Origin of the sequence: Thermococcus cleftensis (assembly GCF_000265525.1) — an archaeon.
Taxonomy (GTDB): domain Archaea; phylum Methanobacteriota_B; class Thermococci; order Thermococcales; family Thermococcaceae; genus Thermococcus; species Thermococcus cleftensis.
The window spans coordinates 792922-815623 of sequence record NC_018015.1; the positions used below are offsets into that span (position 1 = coordinate 792922).

General features: G+C 53.3%; 14 protein-coding genes. 7 read left to right on the forward strand and 7 right to left on the reverse strand.

The window, feature by feature from the left end; genetic code table 11:
* Window positions 1-82: 82 nt before the first annotated feature.
* A complete protein-coding gene (locus CL1_RS10750; protein ID WP_187287177.1) occupies window positions 83-247 on the reverse strand; it encodes a hypothetical protein in 165 nt (54 codons plus the stop codon).
* Window positions 248-636: 389 nt separating this feature from the next.
* On the opposite strand from CL1_RS10750, the gene CL1_RS04435 reads away from it, so the two are divergent.
* Window positions 637-1641 carry a DUF1616 domain-containing protein gene (locus CL1_RS04435; RefSeq protein ID WP_014788691.1) on the forward strand — a complete coding sequence of 335 codons (1005 nt, stop codon included), beginning with the start codon at window positions 637-639 and terminating at the stop codon, window positions 1639-1641.
* A 1-nt stretch (window position 1642) separates the two neighbouring features.
* On the opposite strand, the gene CL1_RS04440 is transcribed toward CL1_RS04435, so the two are convergent.
* The 3 genes from CL1_RS04440 to CL1_RS04450 form a co-directional block, all read right to left on the reverse strand.
* Entirely contained in the window at window positions 1643-3862 is a 2220-nt protein-coding gene (locus CL1_RS04440) for a hypothetical protein (protein WP_014788692.1), read from the reverse strand.
* Between the two features lie 2 nt (window positions 3863-3864).
* The gene (locus CL1_RS04445) at window positions 3865-4566 is read right to left on the reverse strand and encodes a hypothetical protein (protein ID WP_148267282.1); all 702 of its coding nucleotides are present in this window, start codon (window positions 4564-4566) and stop codon (window positions 3865-3867) included.
* Window positions 4567-4628: 62 nt separating this feature from the next.
* Window positions 4629-10718, reverse strand: a complete 6090-nt coding sequence (locus tag CL1_RS04450; RefSeq protein ID WP_014788694.1) for a carboxypeptidase-like regulatory domain-containing protein — start codon at window positions 10716-10718, stop codon at window positions 4629-4631.
* A 439-nt stretch (window positions 10719-11157) separates the two neighbouring features.
* Here CL1_RS04450 and CL1_RS04455 point away from each other — a divergent pair, with 439 nt between their 5' ends.
* Window positions 11158-12162, forward strand: a complete 1005-nt coding sequence (locus tag CL1_RS04455) for a hypothetical protein (RefSeq protein WP_014788695.1) — start codon at window positions 11158-11160, stop codon at window positions 12160-12162.
* Here CL1_RS04455 and CL1_RS04460 read toward each other — a convergent pair.
* From CL1_RS04460 to CL1_RS04470, 3 genes are read right to left on the reverse strand one after another with little or no spacing between them, the layout of a single operon-like run.
* Window positions 12133-13191, reverse strand: a complete 1059-nt coding sequence (locus CL1_RS04460) for a glycosyltransferase family 4 protein (RefSeq protein WP_014788696.1) — start codon at window positions 13189-13191, stop codon at window positions 12133-12135. The genes CL1_RS04455 and CL1_RS04460 overlap by 30 nt on opposite strands.
* On the reverse strand, window positions 13191-14309 hold the full coding sequence (locus tag CL1_RS04465) for a glycosyltransferase family 2 protein (protein ID WP_014788697.1): 1119 nt from the start codon (window positions 14307-14309) through the stop codon (window positions 13191-13193). The genes CL1_RS04460 and CL1_RS04465 overlap by 1 nt, the downstream gene beginning before the upstream one ends.
* Complete coding sequence (locus CL1_RS04470) at window positions 14299-15423, reverse strand: glycosyltransferase family 4 protein (protein ID WP_014788698.1); 1125 nt, start codon at window positions 15421-15423, stop codon at window positions 14299-14301. The genes CL1_RS04465 and CL1_RS04470 overlap by 11 nt, the downstream gene beginning before the upstream one ends.
* A gap of 110 nt (window positions 15424-15533) precedes the next feature.
* On the opposite strand from CL1_RS04470, the gene CL1_RS04475 reads away from it, so the two are divergent.
* The 5 genes from CL1_RS04475 to CL1_RS04495 all read left to right on the forward strand — a co-directional run bounded on the left by CL1_RS04475 (window position 15534) and on the right by CL1_RS04495 (window position 22675).
* Window positions 15534-17888: an oligosaccharyl transferase, STT3 subunit gene (locus CL1_RS04475; protein WP_237266280.1), complete on the forward strand. Its 2355-nt coding sequence runs from the start codon at window positions 15534-15536 to the stop codon at window positions 17886-17888.
* A 30-nt stretch (window positions 17889-17918) separates the two neighbouring features.
* Window positions 17919-18737 carry an HAD-IIA family hydrolase gene (locus CL1_RS04480; protein WP_048151931.1) on the forward strand — a complete coding sequence of 273 codons (819 nt, stop codon included), beginning with the start codon at window positions 17919-17921 and terminating at the stop codon, window positions 18735-18737.
* Window positions 18734-19168: a ferritin family protein gene (locus CL1_RS04485; RefSeq protein WP_014788701.1), complete on the forward strand. Its 435-nt coding sequence runs from the start codon at window positions 18734-18736 to the stop codon at window positions 19166-19168. The genes CL1_RS04480 and CL1_RS04485 overlap by 4 nt, the downstream gene beginning before the upstream one ends.
* Before the next feature lie 189 nt (window positions 19169-19357).
* On the forward strand, window positions 19358-22078 hold the full coding sequence (locus tag CL1_RS04490; RefSeq protein ID WP_014788702.1) for an adenosylcobalamin-dependent ribonucleoside-diphosphate reductase: 2721 nt from the start codon (window positions 19358-19360) through the stop codon (window positions 22076-22078).
* Between the two features lie 132 nt (window positions 22079-22210).
* Entirely contained in the window at window positions 22211-22675 is a 465-nt protein-coding gene (locus CL1_RS04495; RefSeq protein ID WP_014788703.1) for a phosphoribosyltransferase, read from the forward strand.
* Window positions 22676-22702 lie beyond the last annotated feature (27 nt).

Below are 22702 nucleotides of genomic sequence, written 5' to 3' on the forward strand. Positions count from 1 at the left end.
CCCGGGTGATACATCTCTGAGAAACGTTGGCGAGCGGGGTATAAAAGGTTAGCGCGGCTGATCAGAAAAGAACAGAGGGGAATCAGCCCCTCCTGAAGAGCCAGACGGCACCGAGGGCGAGGAGCAGGGCTAGGGAAGCCATTGCCACCTCGTTGCTGAAGAAGGGAACGTTGGAGGTAGTCACTGCGTTCTCATAATAGTCAAAGTACGCGATCCCATTCGAGAAGTCGTCCGAATCAGCAACCACACCGTTGTGCTTTTCCTGAACATTATCGATGAAAATTGGGTGTGTGTACTGGAAGGACTAGAGCTGACTACCTCAACGTTATGAATGAATACCCCCGTAGTAGGGATCGTCATCGATTTAGTTGAAAGAGGCACATAATCCCAAACCTCCCCCATCAACGTATAGATACGCGACTATTTGCTGTGAGAACAAGCCGTACTTGAGTAGAATGTCAAAACCGTGCCAAGTGCCCGGCAAGGCGTCCCAGGGCTGTTCTGTAACGGAAGGCGTTTCAAATATGGGACTGTATAACCCATAGCCCAAATACCAACCATCGCTAGAAGACCTAGCACAGATATAGGCGCGGAAACCGTTTTAAAGGCCCTGCCCCACTCTACCAGGGTGGTGAAATGGGGGCTCCGCCGAAGGGAGCGGCGAAGTACTGGGACCTGCTCGCGATAATCGTCCTGTCGCTCATACTCGACGCGCTCATATTCCACTTCCCAGACAGCCTGGCGAGAAAGGCCCTTGGACTGGCCTTCGTCCTCTTCTTTCCGGGCTACGTCTTCATAACCGCCCTCTTCCCCAACAGGCCCGAGCTTGACAACCTCGAGCGCCTGGCTTTGAGCTTCGGGCTGAGCATAGCGATAGTCCCCCTCATCGGCCTCGGCCTGAATTACACACCCTGGGGGATAAGGCTCATTCCGATACTGGTTAGCCTCACAATATTCAACGTCGCCCTCGCACTCATAGCCATCTACCGAAGGGCAAAGGCCTTCGAGCCTTGGGTTCCCTGGATAACCCTGGAGCGGGTGAAGGAGGAACTCGAGTGGGAGAACTCCAGCCGGCTCGACAAGGCCCTGACCGTTATCCTGATAATCTCCATAATAACCTCAATCGGAACCCTCGGCTACGTCATAACCCACCCCAAGCCGGGTGAAGCGTTCACCGAGTTCTACATTCTGGGGCCCGATGGGATAGCGGACAACTACCCGACCGAGCTAAAGGTGGGGCAGAACGGAACCGTCATAATCGGAATAGTGAACCACGAGCACCGCAACGTGACCTACTACGTCCAGGTGTGGCTCGTGAACCTGACCTGGGACAACAGGACGAACACGACGGTGATACACGAGATGTACCCGATGCAGGGCTGGTTCAACGTGACCCTCCCGTCGATCCCCGTGAACATCGAGGGCAACTGGACGCCCCAGTTCGAGACCAACTACACCTTCAGCATAGACAAGCCGGGCAGATGGCAGGTGTGGTTCCTCCTCTTCAAGGACGAACAGCCGGGACTTCCCCCCGCGCCCCCAGACGGGAACTACGCGGAAACGGAAGCCAGGAACCTCATACTGGAAGCCATAAACGGGACGATACAGAGTCTCAAGCTTAACGTTGATGTGAAACGGTGAATCAGCCCCTTTCTATTATCGTTATTCTGTCGCTGGGACTGAAGCCGTTTGAGTCTTCTGGAGAGCCTCGGGCAACATCAAGAACCCTGCCGTCGGTTTCCTCCCACTTCCCAACGATATAATGAGTATTGTTGTTTATCAAGGAGTTAGAATGCATTCTGCTTCTTGCATAATACTCCAGAGCTGCCATCGTGGCATCGATATTAGTTCCCTCAAGGATAAGAATCGGAACGTTTCTGTATTTAATCGCTTGGATGACGAATAGCCCCTCGGTAGTGTTCCACCAGGGATTTCCAAGAGAGGTAGTGTATATCGATGATGGAGTTTTTACCATGATACTATCCACACGAACCGGAACTACCCTAGAACTCTCAAGTACCCTTACACACGGATTGGAAGTACTTCCTCCAATCAGGATCACGGAATCCGCCGATGAAAGGCAATACGAAAAACATTCCTCCCCTCCCCTTACAGGGACAAGTTTAGATATCCCTAGAAGAGAGCCGGCGTATGCCAACGTATTGGAATTCCTCCCGCACAGAATCCGGGTTCCGGGTGTTCTCTCAAAGTTGAAGAGGGAGAGGGGGACATAGTTACCAGTGTATACATAGAAGCGATCCGAAGATGCCAGCACGGAACCCTGAAGGATGGAAGGTTCCCTCAATAATTCACCTCCACACGCAGTAACCAGATTTCGAACAGCAAACTCGGTATAGTACATAGAACCCTCGGTTCTGGGATAATAACCCGCAGAGGGATAGTGCTGGCAGAGGGTCACCAAATCGGATGGCCAGACGACGTCATAATCATAAAACCCTGGTATCCTTGAGGTGTTTAAAACACTGATAACGATGAGCATTGATACCAATGAGGCAACTAAAAGAGGCTTAAAAATCGACTTAAAACCGTGTTTGAACATCTCGTCTTTTAATAGGGCGTGAGCTGCAACGGGAGCAGCAAATATCACGAAGTATTGAATAGCCCGAAGGAACCAATTGCGGAAGGTCCAGACCTTTCCCTCGGGCATGAAAAAGGATAGGGCTAAGAGACCCACACTTACAAAAATCCACAACAGAGAGAGGATATCAAGATCTGAAATTTCTCTCTGGCGTATCTTATACAATATACCGTCAACATAAAACAGACCAAACGCAATATTTCCCATCTGGAAAAACAGGAATGATACAAGTGAACCGCCATAAACATCGGAATAGATACTTCTTTCAAGGATAATCTGCAAAACCACCGCCCCTGCAATACCCAAGACCGCGACTATCAAAATAGCCTTGGAAGAGATTCTTGCAAGCACGTCAACAATAGAATTCCAGAAAACCTCAAAGAAACGGCCAACGGAAATAGGTAAATTCCTTACAAAAGTGTACAATCCGGCTGAGGATATCACAAGAAATCCAAGGGAAATCAATGAAAACTGATACACAGTCATGTCCGCACCGGCCATATTATTGAGTATCCAGGTCATATTCTTGATCAGATAATATGAATAGGGCATGAAAACAAAGATAGCCCACGATATCAAAATGGACACCAACGTCACATCCAGTTTCTTGAGGTAACTCTCCCCAGCATTGCCAAAAACTATCTTAATGGTCAGATACCCAAGAATCAGGGTAGAATACAAGATAAACGACAAAACATGACTAAATATCAGGAGGATGTAAATCGATACAAATAACAAAACTGTGGAAGGCCTTAAGTTCACACTAATAGTGAGAACCACCAATATTAGTCCGACCAAAAGCCCTACCTGCTGGGGACGAGCCTCAATCGTGGGCCATAGGTACATACGAGTCAGGAACAACAGGAGAATCGCGGTTAATGAGTGTCTATCCGAGAAGCCAAACCTCCTGTAAGAAAAAAATATCACCAGCACGTAAAGCACCATAAAAAAGACGGAGTTCCAAATAACAACTTTCACCGGATCTCCTAAGATTCGATAAAATAATCGGAGCAGAATCGGCGTTACATACCCGGAAACAATTGCCGTCTTATACCACATGGGACGAGCTATTAAAGATAGATAATAAGACTCGTCCGTAGTGGTGAAATATCTGTTGAATCCCATACGGATAAACACGACCAGTGTCAAAGACAAAATCACCAAAGACAACACCTTAATCCTATAGCTTATCTCACCAAACAGGATCAGGTACACCGATAAAAAACAAAGGAGGAACAAAAAAAGGAGAATCACCATATCCACAGCTATCCCCCCGATACGGGAATAGTGGTTGATATCCGATAGGATTTTCCAACCGAGGAATTTACCAGAACTTCAACCGTAATGCTCCTGGGAACATACTGGAACTTCATCATATCGTACTCGATGCGGTACATCCGAAGGTCAATTTTAGTTATGTTTAGATAGTATCTAGTCACGGTGATAATCCCCGACTTTTCGGTCTTTACTTCCTGTGACACCACCACCCCATCATCACTTGTGTTCAATATCAGTTGCAAGCCAGCGGGTCCGGAGTACATGGGGGGCAAGCAGACGGCGGATCCATTGTCAATCTCGCACCTGCCCGAGATGTTTGCCAAGTCAGTAACGTTGTACACGGCATTTCTTTTCTCAACGAGAATCCTATCATAGGCGGGAGAGCCAACCGAAAAACTGACCGGCACATACTCGGAACTTTTTGGTTTCAGATGCACAGTACCATTTGATATTAATCTCCCGTCAAGATAAACGCCGTACGTGTAGTTGACAGGCACCCCCTCATGAGACTCTATTATGAAGATGACGGTATAATTCTTTAGGGGTTCCACTACGGCTGGGATAGTACCATTATCGAAGTAGACAATAGAAAAGCCGGATGACGTCTGATGCGAGACCGTTAACACGATCCCGATGCCTATGATCAGCATAATGGCCAAGAAATAATATTCCCACCTCATCCCTAACACCAGAAACACTTCAGTGTAGTCAATTAAAAATTTTTGGGAAGGAAGAGAAAAGAAGGAAAACTTCAGCCCTGGGCGACTATGGTTATGCTGTCGCCGGCGCTGAAGCCGCTCGTGTCTCCAAGGTCCGCACCCGGTAGCGGAACATCGGCTCCAGCCTCGGTGTCCTTCCAGAGTCCGACGAAGTAGTGGATACCGTTGTAGCTGTCGATGTCGGGGTAAATCTCGGCCATAAAGTAGTAGGCCCCTGCCGCGGTGCTGTCGGCGTCGGTACCGTAGATGGTCACGACGAGGGCTCCGCTCTCGTCCTCGAAGAGCTGTATTATGAAGTAGCCCTGGCTGACGTTCCACCAGACCTTGGGAGCCTGCCAGGTGAAGTTCTCTCCGGGTGCAACGATGGTTATGTTGCTACCGTTTATGACCATGTGCACTGGCGCTATATCCTCGTAGGCTGCGGTAACCGGGTTGACGAGCGATCCACCGACTGAGATGAGCACGTCGTTGGCGGTCAGTGTGCTGAGGTTGAACTGATCGGCAAGCACTGCCTTCGTCCTGACATCAATGGGAACGGTGCGGGCTATGTACTGGGTGGTTGAGAACGCATCTGGCGTTCCGAGGTTGTTGAAGACGAAGTAGACGGTGTCGGCGTTGGCAACCCTTTCAGGGTACATCGCGAAGCCAGTCTCGGTGGCGTTGCCCGTCAGTTTGACGTCGGCGGTGGATGTGGCAAATGGCTTCACAGTGACGTAGGCGTATCCCGTGAGGTTGCCCTTGGTTACAACGACCATGTACGTCGTTCCTTCAGGAGCGGCCGGGACATTGCCAATCGCATAGTGTCCGTCCTCACTGGAGACTGTGGCGAGGATGTTACCCTCGAAGTCAGTAGCGTTGACCCATACGCCTCCCTTACGGACCTTGAGCGTTACCGTTGCTCCAGGAACCTGCATTCCCGTGTCATCCGTGATGTCGCCGGAGATTGAACCAATTCCTCCAAAGTTCACAGTTATATTGTCGGTCGTGAGGTTCTCGTAGGTGGCCCACACGTTGACTGAACCCACGAAGTTGCGGAGCTGCTCGGGAGTCATGTTAGCCTGGGCCTTGGTGTAAACCTTGAATGAAACCGTTCCGTTGGCGTCGGTGGTACCGTTGGTCGGCTCAAGGTATGCAATCGCGGTGTTATTGATGTGGAAGTATACGGTAGCGTTTGGCACTGGTCCGTTGAAGCTCGATGGGTTCACTAGCTCAAAGGCCAGTCTTGTGGCATTCTGGAATGCCGCCTCTTTGACAGTGTCGCTGATGAAGTCGAGGTTCTCAAGCCAAGCCTTGAGCTCTTCTGACCAGGTGGCGTTGAACTGCTCCGTGGCGTTGGTAGTTTCAAGTATGGCCCTGAATGTGAAGTACTCGCCCGCCTGGGTCGGCTTGAGGGAGGTGTTGTCAAGTGGCTCAATGCTGAGGTCATTCGGCCTGATTACGACAGATATTGTGGTATTATTGGCGTCAGTCTTATTGCGAGTGGTTCCATTGCCGATATGGTACACCTGAGTGGTAACGTTGGCGAGGATTGCATTGCCCTGAACCGATGAGGAACCCGGATAGAGGTCAATGGCACCCGGCGCGGTTATGTTAACGGTGTAGATCACTTTTGTAATGTTAAGTTCCGTAATCTTGTATTTCGTGACGTTGACTTTCAACGTCGCTGTGGTAACGCCGTTAACCGTGCTGAGGTTGAGCATCTCCACAGTAGTGTTCACGGAGTAGTATGTTTGGTTTGTGTTGTTCAATGACTCGTTCCACTCCATCCCATCGTAGACGATGGACCTGTTGAAGCTCTTCGGGAATGCAATGACGTAGATTCTAAACTCATGTGTCGGGTAAAGCTTAAAGACGGCCTCCCTGGAGTCATCGTACTGCACCAGCGAGTCTGCCATTCTGAAGTACGTTATTCTGTCACCCACCTTAAGGCCCCAGTATAGGTTGACGGGTACGTCAGGCGACTCCAGCGAACCGGGCTTCCTGATGTTGACGTAGACGTACGTGAGATCCTCCGGGTTGGGCTCGCTTACTGTTATGGTGCTCGTGTCGTTCTTGTTGCCGTAACCGTCGACGGCCACCACCCTGAAGAGTCCTGCAACGGGGGCAAACACGTGGGCGCTGAGTATACCCTCACCGTGCTCCACAGGTACTGTCCATGTGTAGAACCCGTTGGGGATAACACTGGTGTTGCTGAACTCCAGGGACAGGTTCACGTTCTCAGTTATGTCGGCTATATCTCCCTCGCTGTCCACCAGCTTGACGGTGAAGTTCACGCCATAAACGCTTCCCGCGGTTATGTTGTCGGGCGTGGCGGTCACTTCAATGTGCCAGTCGCGAACCTCGAGGGTTCTGGTTATGGTCGCGTTGATGCTAGCATCGTGGATTATCACGGTGTACTCACCGGGCTTGGTGAGATTCACTTTGTGTATGAGAACTGTTCCGTTCTGGGTTGTGCTGTTGGTGTGGTTGGTTCCGTTGATCGTGACGGTTATCTTCGGGTTCGGAGAGTTGGAAGTCACGCTGACATTAAGGGTGAAGGAGACGTTCACGTAGGCAACGCTTGGGGACACCACGTTAGCCTCTAGGGCAGGCACTATGGAGATGTTGTAGGTCTTGTTGAAGTAAATGAAGTTGGTAGCCGGGTCGTAGAGTTTGATCACCAATGGCACTATTCCACTGCTGTTGAAGACGAAGTTCTCGGCAGCCCACGAGAAGTTGAACTGGAACTCATTACCTCCTGAAGTTCCCTCTCCTATCCACAAGCTTGGAAGTGAAACCTCAAACGTTATGTTGGCCGCCCTTGCAACATCCGCCGGAAGCCCCGTGACTACACTTCCTGCTAGAGGCTCGTTAGCGTATCCACTCGGGAGGTAGTAGAAGATCTTTGGAGTGTAGGTAACATTGGTGGACCACTCCCTGACAGGTATGTTAAGGGTAGTGCTATTGATCAGATGGCCGTTGTAATAGACTTGCACTACGCCGCTCACATCTGTTGGGTTGGTGAGGTAAACCGTGGCTACTCCATTGCTCACGTTGGAATGCCCGTTAACGATGAGCTTAACCGTGAGATCGCTGGCGTTAAGTGGTACCCCATTGGTAGGCGTGACGGTTGCAGTTATGTTGGTGGATATTCCATAGTATACGAACTCGGGGGTTATAGATATGGTGGCGTTCCAGCTGACGGGCTCAGCGTAGTACCACCCATGCCCGACCGGGTGTCCATTGTAATACGCCACAAATGTGCTGTTGTACGGGAGGATCGAGTAGTCGTTGGAGGTAATGGGGATGTACTTCGTATCCCCGTTCCTCACATCGTACCACTGGCTCGGGCCGTGGACGCTTACGTAGTCCACGACAACCGGAACGTCCGGACCGTTGATGTGAGTGGTCACGTGAATCCTGTTGGGGAGGTACATCCAGAGGGGTCCGTCGGTGGCGAAGTCAAACGTGACGTCCCACGGCTGGGCCTCAACGGTGTAATTGCTGCTTCCGACCTGGTGGCCATTGTAGGTGGCAATGACGTTGTAGGTGAGCGTTCCCTGCGGGTCGGTTATTGGGTACTCGATGACCCAACCGTTGGTGACGTCGGTGTAGAGCTCGCCGTTGAGGGTGACGTTGACCGGAACGTCCGGACCATTGACGTGGACGGTCACGTAGAGAGTGTTGTGCACGTACTGCCAAACGGTACCATCCGTGGCGAAGTCAAACGTGACGTCCCACGGCGTGACCGGGACCACGGCACCGCCGGTTATGCTGGCGTTGTAGGCGTCCACGACGTCGATGGCTATGTTGTTGGTACCGTTGACCGGTATGGCATAGTTGGGTATCTCAACGAAGCCGTTGTCAACCGGGAGCTGGAGGTGATAGGCCGTTCCGTCGGCATCGGTTATCGTGATGTTAACAACGTGGTCGTCGGTGTCCTTGTAGGCCGCGATTCCGTCGCTGTACATGTACTGGATGTCGATCTTCAGGCTGTTGCCAAGGTACGCGTAGACGGGCTCGGTGGCGGGAACTGCAGTAACGTCAATCCACCTGTTTCCAGGTGTTATGGCCGCGTTGATCTTTATCGGCATCTTAACAGTCTTGCCGCTGAGGACGTCGGTAACGATGACCCACCCGATTCCCGGCATCTGCGGGGTGACGTTCTCGAAGGTTATCACGCCCTGGTATCCACCCTGACCTTCGCTAATATCATCGTTGATCTCGAGGGTGAGTGTCTTCTCGATGGGAGCACTGCCCGGAAGTTCAAGGGTGACGATGACGTCTCTCACATCAGGGTAGTCGAAGTACAGTGACTCAGCGACGAAGACGTTGAAGTTGACGCTCTCGTTCTGGGTGAGCTCCTCAGGAGAGGCGTCAACGAAGATTCCCCAGTCCTTGACGGGTATGGTGAAGCTGTAGCTCTTGCCGAGGCTGTCGTGATAGATCACGGTGACGAAGCCGGGCTCGGTGAACAGGAAGGTCTGTGGAACGTCAAAGCTGGTCCCGTTGGCGTCGGAGACCACCGTCGAGTAGTCGAGCGCCGTCCCATTGGGGAGCTCGAGGGTTATGTTAACGGTGGTGTTCACCGGACAGGGTTCGTTGTAGAATATGCCCAGCGTGAGGTTCGCGGGAACGCCGACGTAGAACTGGGTATCCAGGATATCGTACTCGTCCGGGTACTGGATGACCTGGTAAGCCCCGGCAATGTCCCAGTTCACAACACTGCGGGTCTCCGTGCTGGGTTCGGGATGGTAGACACTATCCCAGACCTCAACGGTAACAGTTCCGTTCTCCGGGAAGCTGACCGGAATGATGGTCCAGCCGGAGTTGTTGATAACGTTTATTGTGCCGTTGTACATCTCAACACCGTTCAGGAGGACCCTGTAGTTGGCGGTCGTGGTGAGGTTGTAGTGGGGGCTGAGCAGATAGGTCACGCTTATGTTAAGGGTCTGGTTGATCCCAGCGTAGAACTCGGTGCAGGCAAGCCCATTGGTGCAGGTTATGGTTGGGATTACAAGGATATTCCACGGTTCAACTTCTATAGGTCCGTAGATGGTACTTGGGGTGTACTCGATATGGGCGGCGCTGAGGTTGTAGCTACCTGCCGGGAGGACGACGTTCGTCAGGTCGAAGGTCGCCTTGCCGTTTAAGAGGGTAACAACAGTGCTGTAGTTCCCGACGGAGACGTTCACCGTGGTGTTGAGGCCCAGGCTGTAAGTGTTGTTGGTCCCGAGATGAGTGAAGTCATAGACCGTGCCTGTAATATTAAAGGGCACCATGCTATATGCATGGGGTTCTATATTCACAAGCGAGAAGTTGATGCCCCAGTCGTAAATCGGGATCTTCAGAATCTGAGTCATTTGGTTGGTAGTGTCAAGAACTGTTAGGCTAGCATTTCCTGCAAGGGTAGACATGAGATCCACAAAAGTATAGTCCCCACCACCGGTAGAATTTATCGGAACCACCGTCTCGGCGGAGGTACCGTCTGGAAGTGTTACGTTAACAGTAACATTGTTGGGCAGTTCTATACCCGAGCCCACTAGGGTGTCATTGTACTGAATGGTGACAGCCAGGTCAAATGAGATCTCCTTGAAAGCCCTGTCGTACACCCAGGTACCATTCCCAATGGCATCATATGGAACCGAACTGGTTATGCTGTAAGTAACTTCAAACGGGAACTTGACGTTAAAGTTGAATATGGTCTCAGTTCCAGGTATGTTACCGTTGGCAATGTCGTACTCATAAACAACAAGTTTGACCTGGGAGACGTCACGTGGAACACTGGAGTACTGAGGATCAACGTCAATGGGATCCGTGGAGTTTATCAAGAAGGTGTTTAGACCGGTACTGATTGGCTTCACTCTGCTGTACACGGTAATCTCTGTACCGTTGGGGTAAACATAATACAATGTTATATTTGCAAATGTCTGCTGTGTTGCGTTTATTGTTCCGTTGATGAAATATGGGAACCCTGCAAACAGCACGCTGTCGCCGTAGTTAGTTTCTGCAGTAACGTTGATTATGTATCCCGCTGCAGCCACTGTCCCTATTCCCCCGGGCATAAACCCGGGCACTACAGACACCAGCACCAAAAGTGCCAGCACCAGGGCGTAAAACCGCCCCGTCCTGCGGCTATTCATATCGCTTCACCTACCTTGGTTTTGCCTGTAAGGAGGCCGGCCTCGTAGGCCATTAAAGTATTAATGTAATTAGTAATATAAATCTTTCGTTAGTAAAATTTTAACTTGGTAAACTTAATCATTGTATTCATGGATACATTAAAATCAAAAATATAAACGGGCAAATCTAGGAAATAGCTTTATATTTGGAGAGGACGCCATTAGTTTTAAAATACCACATGACAAAATAATCAAAATGCTAGATATTACGGCAGAATACTGGTCACAAGAGCACAATTTATTGAACTTTACACCCTTAATAGTCATTATCATCAATAAAATGAATACTCTCGATCAAGTATCCACTGGAAAGCCAACCAATTTGGTAACAAATTTAAGAGAAACTCGCCCGAGGTGATACGCCGATAGATTTTTAGAGTGGGAAAGGGTCTGTAAAATCATGTCCACCCCCAGAGCCAAGCCCAACCTCCTAAAACACAGGATAAAAGAGTACACACTGAAGGGTCTTGTCCAGCTCCTAAAGAGGAATCCCGGGGTAAGCGTGTTCTCGGAGGATTGGGACCACCTCATAATCCTCGATGACTGCCGATACGATGTTTTCGAGGAGGAGTTCCAGAGGAGGGGCCTTCCCGGAAAACTTGAATCCCGGCCCTCCCTCGGCTCATGGACCGGGGAGTTCCTCGTTATGAACTTCCGCGAGGAAAGGTACGATGATATAGTTTTCATAAGCGCCAACCCCTTCGTGGACAGGTACCTCAAGGGAAAGTTCCACAGGCTCATCTCCGTGTGGAAGACCCACTGGAACGAGAGGTACAACACCGTGCCCCCTGGAGCGGTGTACCGGGCGGCGCTGGTCGCGGCGAGGAGGTATCCTGACAAGAGACTCGTCGTCCACTTTCTCCAGCCGCACCACCCGTACTTCACCCTCGGGTTCAAGGACGAAGGAATGGCCGCCATCAAGAGATCCGTGGAGAGAGGGGGAAGCTACCTCCAGGACTTTCCACCCGAGCCTATCCAGGAGATATACCTATCGGAAATATACGCTCACTTCCCCGTGCGCCGACTGATCAAAGCTTACGTGGACAACCTCCAGATCGTGATGCCATACGTTGAGCTGCTCCTGCACCGGCTGAGAGGGAAGAGCGTGGTTACGTCGGACCACGGAGAGCTCTTCGGGGAGAAGGTTCTTGAGTTCGTCCCGATAAAGGTGTACGGACACGGAATCGGCAGGAATCCCAATCTTATAACGGTCCCCTGGTGGATTGTGAGGGATGAAGATAGACGGAATCTGAGGCCCCTCAAGGAAGTAAAAAGGGAGATAGCCACCATAGAGTCACGCTTCGGCTTGGGGGAGAGAACGCGTGAGGAAACCCGTCTGAAACTGGCAATATCTCGCTTAAAGCTCAAGAAGTTTCTAACGATGCCCCCGAAGAGTAGAACGTGATGACAGCTTCCTGAGAAGTTTTGGGTCGTCCATCACAAGTTTTAAGGCGTCCACGAGAGACGACACGCTTAAATCCCTCAAAACAAAGCCGTTCTTGCCAGGCTCTACCAGAATCCTCGCCCCAACATGGGGGGACACGATGACAGGAACCCCAAAGGCCAGGGCCTCGGCGACCACCATTCCAAAGGACTCGAAGGAAGACGGGAGAACGAGAACCCCGGATCTCGAGTATATTTCCGCCAGTTCCTCAGGGTTGTTGATCCTGCCGAAGAACCGGACTCTCGAACCGAGGCCGAGTTCAAGGGCCAGCCGCCGGTACTCATCAAGAAGATCCCCGTCCCCGACGACCCAGAGCTTCCACTCCGGAAACTCAACCGAAAGCTCAGAGAACGCCCTTACCAGGAGGTAGAGGTTCTTGAACCTGTGGTACCTCCCAAGCTGGCCCACGAAGAGGATCACCTTCTCCCGGGAGCAGCTCCTCTGCCTGGAGGCGTGCTCGGGAAGGCTGATTTGAGGGTGGGATACTCGTGGATTGTAGCCGTTCTCCCGCAGATACTCCCAGACCGTTTTTGAAACGGCTATTATCCCCACTCCACGGAGGGTGAGCCGTTCCAGGGTCGCGGAGTACAGCCCGGCGAGGGCGTCAAGAAAGCCGGCGCCCTTTTTGAGCCCGACGGTGTGGTAAACAATCCTGATAGGGATTCCCCGGAGCTTGGCCAGAAAAGAAGCAACGTCAGCAGCGAATGGAACCGGTGTGTGGGCGATAACGAGATCCGCCCTCCGCACCATTCCAGCGGTCTTCAGGACGAATCTCAGGCTCAGGGGGGTGTTGGAAACGATAAAACCCGGTTTAACGCGATAAACCCTGATTCCCCCAAGATCCTCCCAGCCCTCCTCTCCACGAGTCATGCAGAGCACGGTGACCTCGTTTTTCTCCGAAAGCTCCAGGGCCATATTGAAGGCGTACTTCTCAAGCCCGCCACCTTCGGGATAAAAATAGGGAGAAACTATGAGAACCCGACGCTTCATCAGGTCTCCCCCTTCAGCATGTAGATGCTGATGAAGAAGGAGAAGAATATCACAGATAACCCCAGCGTCGTGAGGGTGAGCACCAGCACGGCCTCCCTGAGCATGAAGAGGGCCCCGTACCCGGACGAACTCCACCTCATGAAGATGTAGATTCCCAGAAGCACGCCAACGAGGAACATCAGGCCACCAACGAGCAGGCCCTCCTCGAGTATGGAGTACCTCATGAAGAATCTCGTGAGGCGTGTGGGCTCGTCGAGGCCCTCTTTAACGGCATAAACCCTGGCGGAGATTCCAAACCCAAGTATCTGGAAGCCCAAAAGAGTCAAAGCGCTGCCAAGGATAAGGGTGTGGAGCCTCTCGGGCTTGATGAAGTACGCGTAGCCCATCAAACCGGCACCCAGGGCCATGAAAACAAGGGCCGGGAGGAGGAAGAGGTGGGATGGAGAGTAGAGCAGCATGAGCCTCAGGTGCCTCCACCCATCCCTGAAGGAGCTGAGCTTGGATTCCCCTATTCTCGGGTGATATCTTATCGGAACCTCCACTGTACGGAGACCCCTTTTCGCGGCTTCAATGACCATCTCGCTGGCGAACTCCATCCCCTTGCACTGCAGGGGAAGTCTCTCAAGGGCGTCCCTCCTTATGGCCCTCATGCCACAGTGGGCATCGCTTATTCCTGCCTTGAAGAGGACGTTGAGTATCCACGTGAGGAGGGGATTTCCAATGCGCCTGTGAAGCCAGGGCATGGCTTTCTCGTCCATTTCACCCTTGAGTCTGGTGCCCATAACGAAGTCAGCTTCTCCCTTGAGTAATGGCTCCAAGAGTTTTGGGATGTCCTCTGGGTCATAGCTCCCGTCTGGGTCCATCATGACGATGAACTTCCCTCTGGCGTGCCTGAAGCCGGTTAGGTAGGCATCGCCGTAGCCCCTACCCTCCTGCCGTATGACCCTCGCACCCATCGACCTCGCTATCTCGGGTGTCCTGTCGGTGCTCTTATCGACCACCACGATCTCGTAGGAAACCCCCATCTTCTCGAGGACTTCCCTGATGCGCGGCAGCACAACGGAGATTGCCTCCTCCTCGTTCATGGTAGGCAGTACTACCGTTACCTCAGGCTCCATTGACAACACCCTTGTAGTACCTTTCAAGCTGATTTGCAACATTGTCCCAGTCATACCTACGGGCGTATGAAACGGAAGGACGCCTCATGCGGTGAGAGTCCTCCCATACTAATAAGAGTTTCCTCGCGAAGTCAAAGGGATCGGGCCGGCTGATGCGGCCGGTCCTCCCATCAACCACCAGGTCCACTGAAGCGTTCATCGGTGCATCGACGACGACCGCGGGAAGGCCAGCCGCGTTCGCTTCCAGCACGGCTATTCCGAACCCCTCCCTGAGGGAGGGAAACGCGAACACGCGGGAGGATTTCACCACCGACACGACCTCCTCAAAAGTTGGGAGAAAACCGAGAAAGTCCACGTTCCGCTCGACCCCAAGTTCTCTAGCCATTCTTTCGAGCTTTTCCCTCTGCGGACCGTCCCCAACTATTCCGACCCGGAACGATGGAACTTCACGTAGTATCAGGCGCAGGGCCCTGAGGAGAAGTTCCAGGTTCTTGTGCTCGATGAGCCTGCCGACGAAGACGGCATCGTACCTCAGTTCGGGGTGGGGTTCAACGGAGCGGATAAACTCGAAATCTATCCCGTTGGGGACGAGGCCAAAGTTGAGCCTCCTCAACCCCTTAAGCCTGCGCAGTGTGTGTAGGGAAACGGCGAGGTGATTTTCCGTCAGCTTCAAAAGATTTCTCTCAAGGGCTCCTCCAACGGAAGACCCCGTGGTAAGGTACTCGTTCCAGTACTCCCCCCAGTACTCGTGCCAGGTTATCACGAAGGCCCCGGAGCCGCTGAACTTCCACCTGGAGGGGTAGGCGTGAAGGTAAGGAAATTCCTGGCAGTCCACGACGTCGTAGGAATCAACCTCGGCCATCAGAAGCCTCCACGAAAAGGACAAGGCCTCAAGCGGGTTTCTGATGCCCCCACGATAAAGCTCAGCAGGCCTACCCACGCCGTGGACGATTATCCCGTCCCTGTTAATTGCACCGCCCCTTCCCCACCAGTTGAAGGTGTACCAGTGAACCTCGTGCTTCCTGGCCAGTCTCTTACCCAGCTCGTAGAGCCTGCGCTCAACGCCACCTTTGACCTCCGGGTAAAGGGCGTCGTATATGAAGGCTATCCTCATTCCCAGCTCTCCCCACTTGATAGTAAATTCCGATTTAAAAATCTGCCTAATGGAGTGCCAGCACAAGACTTTTTAATACTCCGCCGGAAGGTATCCCCGTGGGGATCCAGGTGAAGGGATCTAAAAGGGAGGCAGTGATGGACAAACTCACCGGACTGATGAAAACGAAGTATATCCTTCCTGTTTTAGTCATCACTGCCCTTATCCTCCGTCTGATACCCCTGAGGCTTAAATACTTCCTGGGCTACGATACCTACTTTCATGCAGCGTACGTTGAGTACTCCGCAACAATGGGAAAATGGGTGAACTTCTTCCCCTACGCCAACGCACCCTGGGGAATGCTAATCGACCAGTTTCACCCGAAGGGATTCTGGATAACACCGTTCTACCTGTACAAACTGCTCTCCCCCCTGGGGCTTTCCATCGATGAAGCCTTTCGAGTCACCCCCGCCGTGGTGGGTACCGCGACCGTCGTCCTTATCTACTTCGCCATTAAAAGCCTGTACGGCGAGAGAGAGGCAGGGCTCTCCGCCATATTCCTGGCGATTTCCTTCGGACACATCTTCCGCTCAATGGCGAACTACTACCGCGGCGACAACTACCTCCTGCTCTGGTACGCCCTGGCGCTCCTTGGAATCGGTTTGGCGCTCTCTCCAAAGATCAAAGGCGAGCCCGGAGACAGGAGGCTCGTTTTCTATCTAATCCCCGGGCTCGTGGCTGGGCTCGCGGCCGGATTCTGGAGCGCCTACTACCTGATATTCGTTTTCCTGCTCGCCAACGCCGCATTCCTTACCCTGGAGGCGCTGATTCTTCAGGAGGACTGGGCATTCGCCGATTCCATCTCCCTAACCGCGGCCGCCGCGGCCGGCGCCCTGATGGCAAACTTCCTCGGCGCCCGAGTAGGCTACGGAATGTTCGGTTGGAACCGTCCTGACGGAATGGCGGTGGCTGAAAAGCTCGGCCTGGAGTTCGGATTGGTGAAGGACGCGTTTCTCCTCGCTTATCTGAAATACGCCGTGCCCCTCCTGATACTCGCGACGGTCGTTCTGCTCGCGGCTTCCCGCCTGCTCAAAGACCCGCGGAGTAGAATATCCCTAATAGTGGTTCTTCTGCTGGGAGTGGCGGCCGTTGGGGTTCACTACAGGGGATTAGTTGAGGAAACGTTCCTGGCTTTCCTCCAGCGGTTCGGGGACGGGGCCATCGCGGAGACCCAGAGGACGTCCCTGAGGGACGTCTGGATTTCATACGGAACCCTCCTTTTAGCTGTCCCGTTCTTCACACTCCGCCTGAGGCCCTCAAGGGCCAGGGCAGCGGACTTCATCGTCCTGAGCTTCGCGATTCCGGGGTTTATAATGATGGCCCTCTGGGCCAGATTCCTCTTCATCGGCTCGCTGGCCGTGGCGGTTCTGGCGGGAATCGGAGCGGTAGAGCTGATCGAGTTCCTGGAAGAGATGAGGGCCGTACCCAAGAAACACGCCGCCGCTGCCCTCATAGTGCTCCTGACTGTACCGACGGGCATTTTGGACCTCCAGAACACGTTGAACGCACGGCCCTTCGTGGACGAAAACTGGGAGAGGGCGCTCGTGAAGCTGGGAGAGCTATCCAACGGCAACGACGTCGTCCTGACCTGGTGGGACCAGGGTTACTGGGTGACGTACTTCTCCCACAGGGCCACCCCTTCCAAGGGCGTGCCCGATGAGCTCACGGCCCGGTACTACCTTGGCATGGTGAGCAAGGACGAGCTGATGAACCTCGGCGTTGATTACGTGATTGTCTCCTACGACACCGTCCTCAAGTTCCCGGCGGTGCTGGAAACGGCGGGGGTTCCCCCTAAGGACTACCCGATGGTGCCCATTCCACTCGTGGAGCAGGTTGGAGGAGCGTTCCTCTTCGAAAGGGAGGGATACTCCATATCGGCCAAGCCCAGGGGCGACCACTGGGAGGTAGTGGTAGCGGTAGGGGAGAGCAGGTTCTCCCCCAAGAAAGCATTCGTTGAAGACGCCGCAGGGGTCAGGGGAATGAACGTCACGGGGGCCCAGAAGGCGGACGCCTACGTGTACCTCAACCTGAACTACGGCTACGCGGTGCTGATGAACGGCAGGGCATTCAACACGACCCTCGCCAGGCTGATGTTCACGGAGAGGGCACCAAACTACCGCCTGGTTTACTCGGACGGAGGATACATAAAGATTTTCAGATTCGAACACCCCAACGTGGCCGTCGTTTCCAGGGAAGGAAAGATTATCCTGGAGTTCACGAACGCCACTGGAACGTACCTGACCATCACGGGTTTCCTGGACAACGGGAGGGTGGTTTTTGACAGGCGTTACAAAGTCGAGAAAGCCGACGAGTTCTACCTCCCTGACCAGCTGAACGGGAGTGTTGTGATACGATACACGTACTGGGGAAATGGAAAGGTACTGGATAGGGGCACCTTCCGACTTGACGACACCTGGCAGCAGTGAACTTTTAAACCCAACCCCATTTCTCCATTCATGAAGGGCAAAATCGGCATAATCTTCGACATGGACGGCGTCCTTTACAGGGGAAACGAGCCGGTTGAAGGTTCCCGCGAGCTGATAAACTTTCTAAAGGAGAAAGGGATCCCCTTCATCTTCCTGACCAACAATTCTACCAAGGACCCCTCCATGTACCGCGAGAAGCTCCTTTTCATGGGCATCGACGTTCCGGAAGAAGTCATAGTCACCTCCGGCCTGGCGACGAGGCTCTACATGGAGAGGCACTTCAAGCCAGGAAAAATATTTGTGATCGGCGGCGAAGGACTGCAGGTGGAAATGGAGCGCCTCGGCTGGGGAATCATGGGCATCGAAGAGGCCAGAAAAGGTGCCTGGAAGGAAGTTGAATACGTCGTCGTCGGCCTCGACCCGGGTTTAACCTACGAGAAGCTCAAGTACGGGACGCTGGCGATACGGAACGGGGCGCGCTTTATAGGCACGAACCCGGACACGACCTACCCCGCTGAGGAGGGCCTCTACCCCGGGGCGGGCTCAATAATAGCGGCGCTGAAGGCATCTACAGATGCTGATCCCCTCATAATAGGAAAGCCCAACGAACCCGTTTACGAGGTCGTCAGGGAGAAGCTCGGCAACGTCGATGAAATATGGATGATAGGAGACAGGCTCGACACCGACGTCCTCTTCGCCAAACGCTTTGGAATGAAGGCGGCGATGGTGCTAACCGGGGTCAGCACGCTGGAGGACGTGGAGAGAATGGGAATCAAACCGGACCTGGTCCTGCCCAGCGTTGCTGAACTGAAGGAATACCTCAAAACCCTGCTGGAGGAAAAAGAATGAGGCTCGACGAGCTTCTCGAAAGGCTTATCTGGCAGGAGAACGAGCTGTACAACCTCCACAAGCTCGGGGAAACCTTCGCGACCTTCGAGAGGCCCGAGATGACGGAAACCTTCAGGCTGATGGCAGAGGAAGAGCTGAGACACCGCAGAACGCTCGAAGGAATGCTCTCAAAGGGAAGCCTGAAGGAAACCGCGGTCATAGACTACTTAGATTCGCTGTCCCTCGAGCCGATGCTGAGCGACGAGAGGGCAAAACCTGAAAGCCTTGAGGAGCTGATTCTCGAAGCATTGATAAGGGAGAAGCACGCCTACGAACTCTACACGAGACTGGCAGAGATTCTGGACGGTTCTCTAAGCCACATATTCAAGATGATGGCGGGAGAAGAGCTGAAGCACGGCTACCGACTCAAGCTGCTCTACGAGTCGCTTTGAAATATGGACAAATTATCCGACACCCCCCTTTTCTACTGCTTCACACCGAAGGCAAAGTCACCGGGATAAATTCGTCACCGTGGCAACTTGAGTCGGGGCAAGGTATATTTACCCCACGCATCATAGTGGCACGCTGATGCTTCTACTAACAGGGGCAACAATGAACAACTGTACGACAGGGGTGTTTATATGCCGGTTGAAAAAGTGATGAAAAGGGACGGCAGAATTGTCCCGTTTGATAAGGATCGTATAAAGTGGGCCATACAAAGGGCAATGCTTGAAGTCGGCGTCCGCGACGAGAAGCTCCTCAACAGGGTCGTCAGGCGCGTTGTTAGGCGGGTGAACGAGCTATACGACGGCCAGGTTCCCCATATAGAGAACATTCAGGATATAGTCGAGCTTGAACTTATGAGGGCAGGCCTCTTTGACGTTGCCAAGGCTTACATACTCTACCGCAAGAAAAAGGCAGAGATAAGGGAGGAGAAGAAGAAAATCCTCAACAAGGACAGGCTGGACGAGATTGACAAGCGCTTCTCCATCAACGCCCTCCGCGTTCTGGCTTCCCGCTACCTTATAAAGAACGAGAAGGGGGAGATAATTGAGAGCCCCAGGGAGCTTTTCGAGCGCGTCGCGATTCTCTCAGTCATTCCAGACCTGCTCTACGACGAGAGGGTCTTTGACAAAAACGGAGGACATAAGCAGGATCTAAGCAGAGTGGAACACTACATAGGAAAACTTGAGGAGTACGACGGAAAGCTCTCCATCGGAAGGTTCAAGCTCAACAAATACCACTTCGAGAGGCTCCTGAACCTCTACCGCGAGCTGGCGGAAAAGGGTCAGATGAAGGTCTCAATCGACGATGTAATAAAGATGCTCGAAAACGGCGCCTTCGACGGCTACGAAGACGAAGTGGAGGAGTACTTCAGATTAATGACAAGCCAAACCTTTATGCCGAACACCCCCGCGCTCATCAACTCGGGCAGACCACTCGGCATGCTTTCAGCGTGCTTCGTTGTCCCAATAGAGGACGACATGGAGAGCATCATGAAGGCGGCGCACGATGTGGCCATGATACAGAAAAGCGGGGGCGGGACGGGTTTAAATTTCTCAAAACTCCGTCCTGAGGGCGATTTCGTTGGCTCCACCGCGGGAGCGGCAAGCGGCCCCGTCAGCTTCATGCACCTCATCGACGCCGTCAGCGACGTCATCAAGCAGGGCGGCGTGAGGCGCGGAGCCAACATGGGCATCCTTGAGGTCTGGCACCCGGACATAGAAAAGTTCATCCACGCCAAGGAGAAGAACGTCGGAACCAACGTGCTGAGCAACTTCAACATAAGCGTCGGCATCTGGGAGGACTTCTGGGAGGCGCTCCGCGAAGGAAGACGCTACCCGCTCGTCAACCCGAGGACGGGCGAAAAGGTCAAGGAGATAGACCCCAAGAGCCTGTTTGAGGAGCTCGCCTATATGGCCTGGGCCAAGGCCGATCCGGGCGTTGTGTTCTTCGACGTCATAAACAAGAGAAACGTTCTGGAGCCCGCAAAGGGTGAAAAAATCCGCGCTACTAATCCATGCGGGGAAGAGCCCCTCTACGAGTACGAATCCTGCAATCTGGCCAGCATAAACCTCGCCAAGTTCGTCAAGTATGACGAGAACGGGGAGCCCTACTTCGACTGGGACGAGTACGCCTACGTCATTCAAAAGGTCGCCAAGTACCTCGACAACGCCATCGACGTCAACAAGTTCCCGCTCCCCGAGATAGACAGGAACACCAAACTGACCCGGAGAATAGGCGTCGGAATGATGGGCCTTGCTGATGCACTCTTCAAGCTCGGCATAGCGTACAACAGCAAAGAGGGCTACGACTTCATGAGGAAGGCCACCGAGTACCTCACCTTCTACGCATACAAATACTCCGTCGACGCCGCCAAGAAGCGCGGACCCTTCCCGCTCTACGAGAAGAGCAGATACAGGGACGGTGAGCTGCCGGTCGAGGGCTTCTACCACCGCGAGATATGGAATCTGCCATGGGACGAACTTGTTGAGGAAATCAAGAAGTACGGCGTCAGAAACGGAATGGTGACCACCTGCCCGCCGACCGGAAGCGTCTCGATGATAGCCGACACCTCCAGCGGAATCGAGCCTATCTTTGCCCTCGTCTACAAGAAGAGCGTCACCGTCGGTGAGTTCTACTACGTTGATCCGGTCTTCGAGTCCGAGCTGAAGAAGCGCGGCCTCTGGAGCGACGAGATACTCAGGAAGATAAGCGACAACTACGGCTCGGTGCAGGGTCTCGAGGAGATACCCGAGGATATGCAGCGCGTTTTCGTCACGTCAATGGACATCCACTGGCTCGACCACATATTGGCCCAAGCGAACATACAGCTCTGGCTGACGGATTCGGCAAGCAAGACCATAAACATGCCCAACGACGCAACGGTGGAGGACGTTAAGGCCGCTTATCTCCTCGCCTACAAGCTCGGGTGCAAGGGTATAACAGTTTACCGCGACGGCTCGCTCAGCGTCCAGGTCTACAGCGTCGAGGGCGAAAAGAGGAAGAGGGTTCCGGCGAAGCCGAGCAACTATGCCGTTGAAAAGCTGAAGGCCGTTGTCGAGGCGGAGCCCTGGCTGGCGAAGTTCATCAACGTTGAGGCGATACTCAACGGCACCAACGGGAAGGAGAAGAAGCCCGAGCTGAGCTTCTCCATAAACAGGCCCGCTCCAATGAAGCCAGTCCACGGGCATCACCACGCCGAGAAGCCCGATGTTCCGGAGGAGAAAATCAGGGAGCTCCTCGGCGTTGCATACTGTCCGGTCTGCTACGAGAGCGACGGAGAACTCGTCGAGCTGAAGATGGAGAGCGGCTGTGCCACCTGCCCGCGCTGCGGCTGGAGCAAGTGCGTCATCAGCTGACCCCCCACATTTCTTGATTTTAACATTTTCCTGCCAACGGAGGCTTTTTAAGTCCGCAGATTTAACTTCTACCCATCACCCAAAACCTTAAGTCGTGGCCTTCAAAAACCCCCGATATTCGGAGGTGTTGATATGGACAAGGTTTACCTCACCTGGTGGCAGGTGGACAGGGCAGTGTTCGCGCTCGCTGACGAGCTTAGAAAGCACTTCATGCCAGATGTAATAGTCGGGGTGGCGAGGGGAGGGCTAATTCCGGCCGTGAGGCTGAGCCACATCCTCGGCGACCTTGAGGTCAAGGTCATCGACGTCAAGTTCTACAAGGACATTGAGGAGAGAATGGAGAAGCCGGTCATAACGATTCCGCTCCACGGCTCGCTTGAGGGCAAGAAGGTTGTCATCGTTGATGACGTCAGCGACACCGGGAAGACCCTCGAAATCGTCATCGAAGAGGTGAAGAAGGCCGGGGCGAAGGAGGTAAAGGTCGCCTGCCTCAGCATGAAGCCCTGGACGAAGGTCGTGCCTGACTTCTACGTTTTCAGAACCGACAAGTGGATAGTCTTTCCCTGGGAGGAGTTCCCGGTCGTTGTGAGGGAGTGAACTTTTGTTGTTATTAAAGCTGGCTTC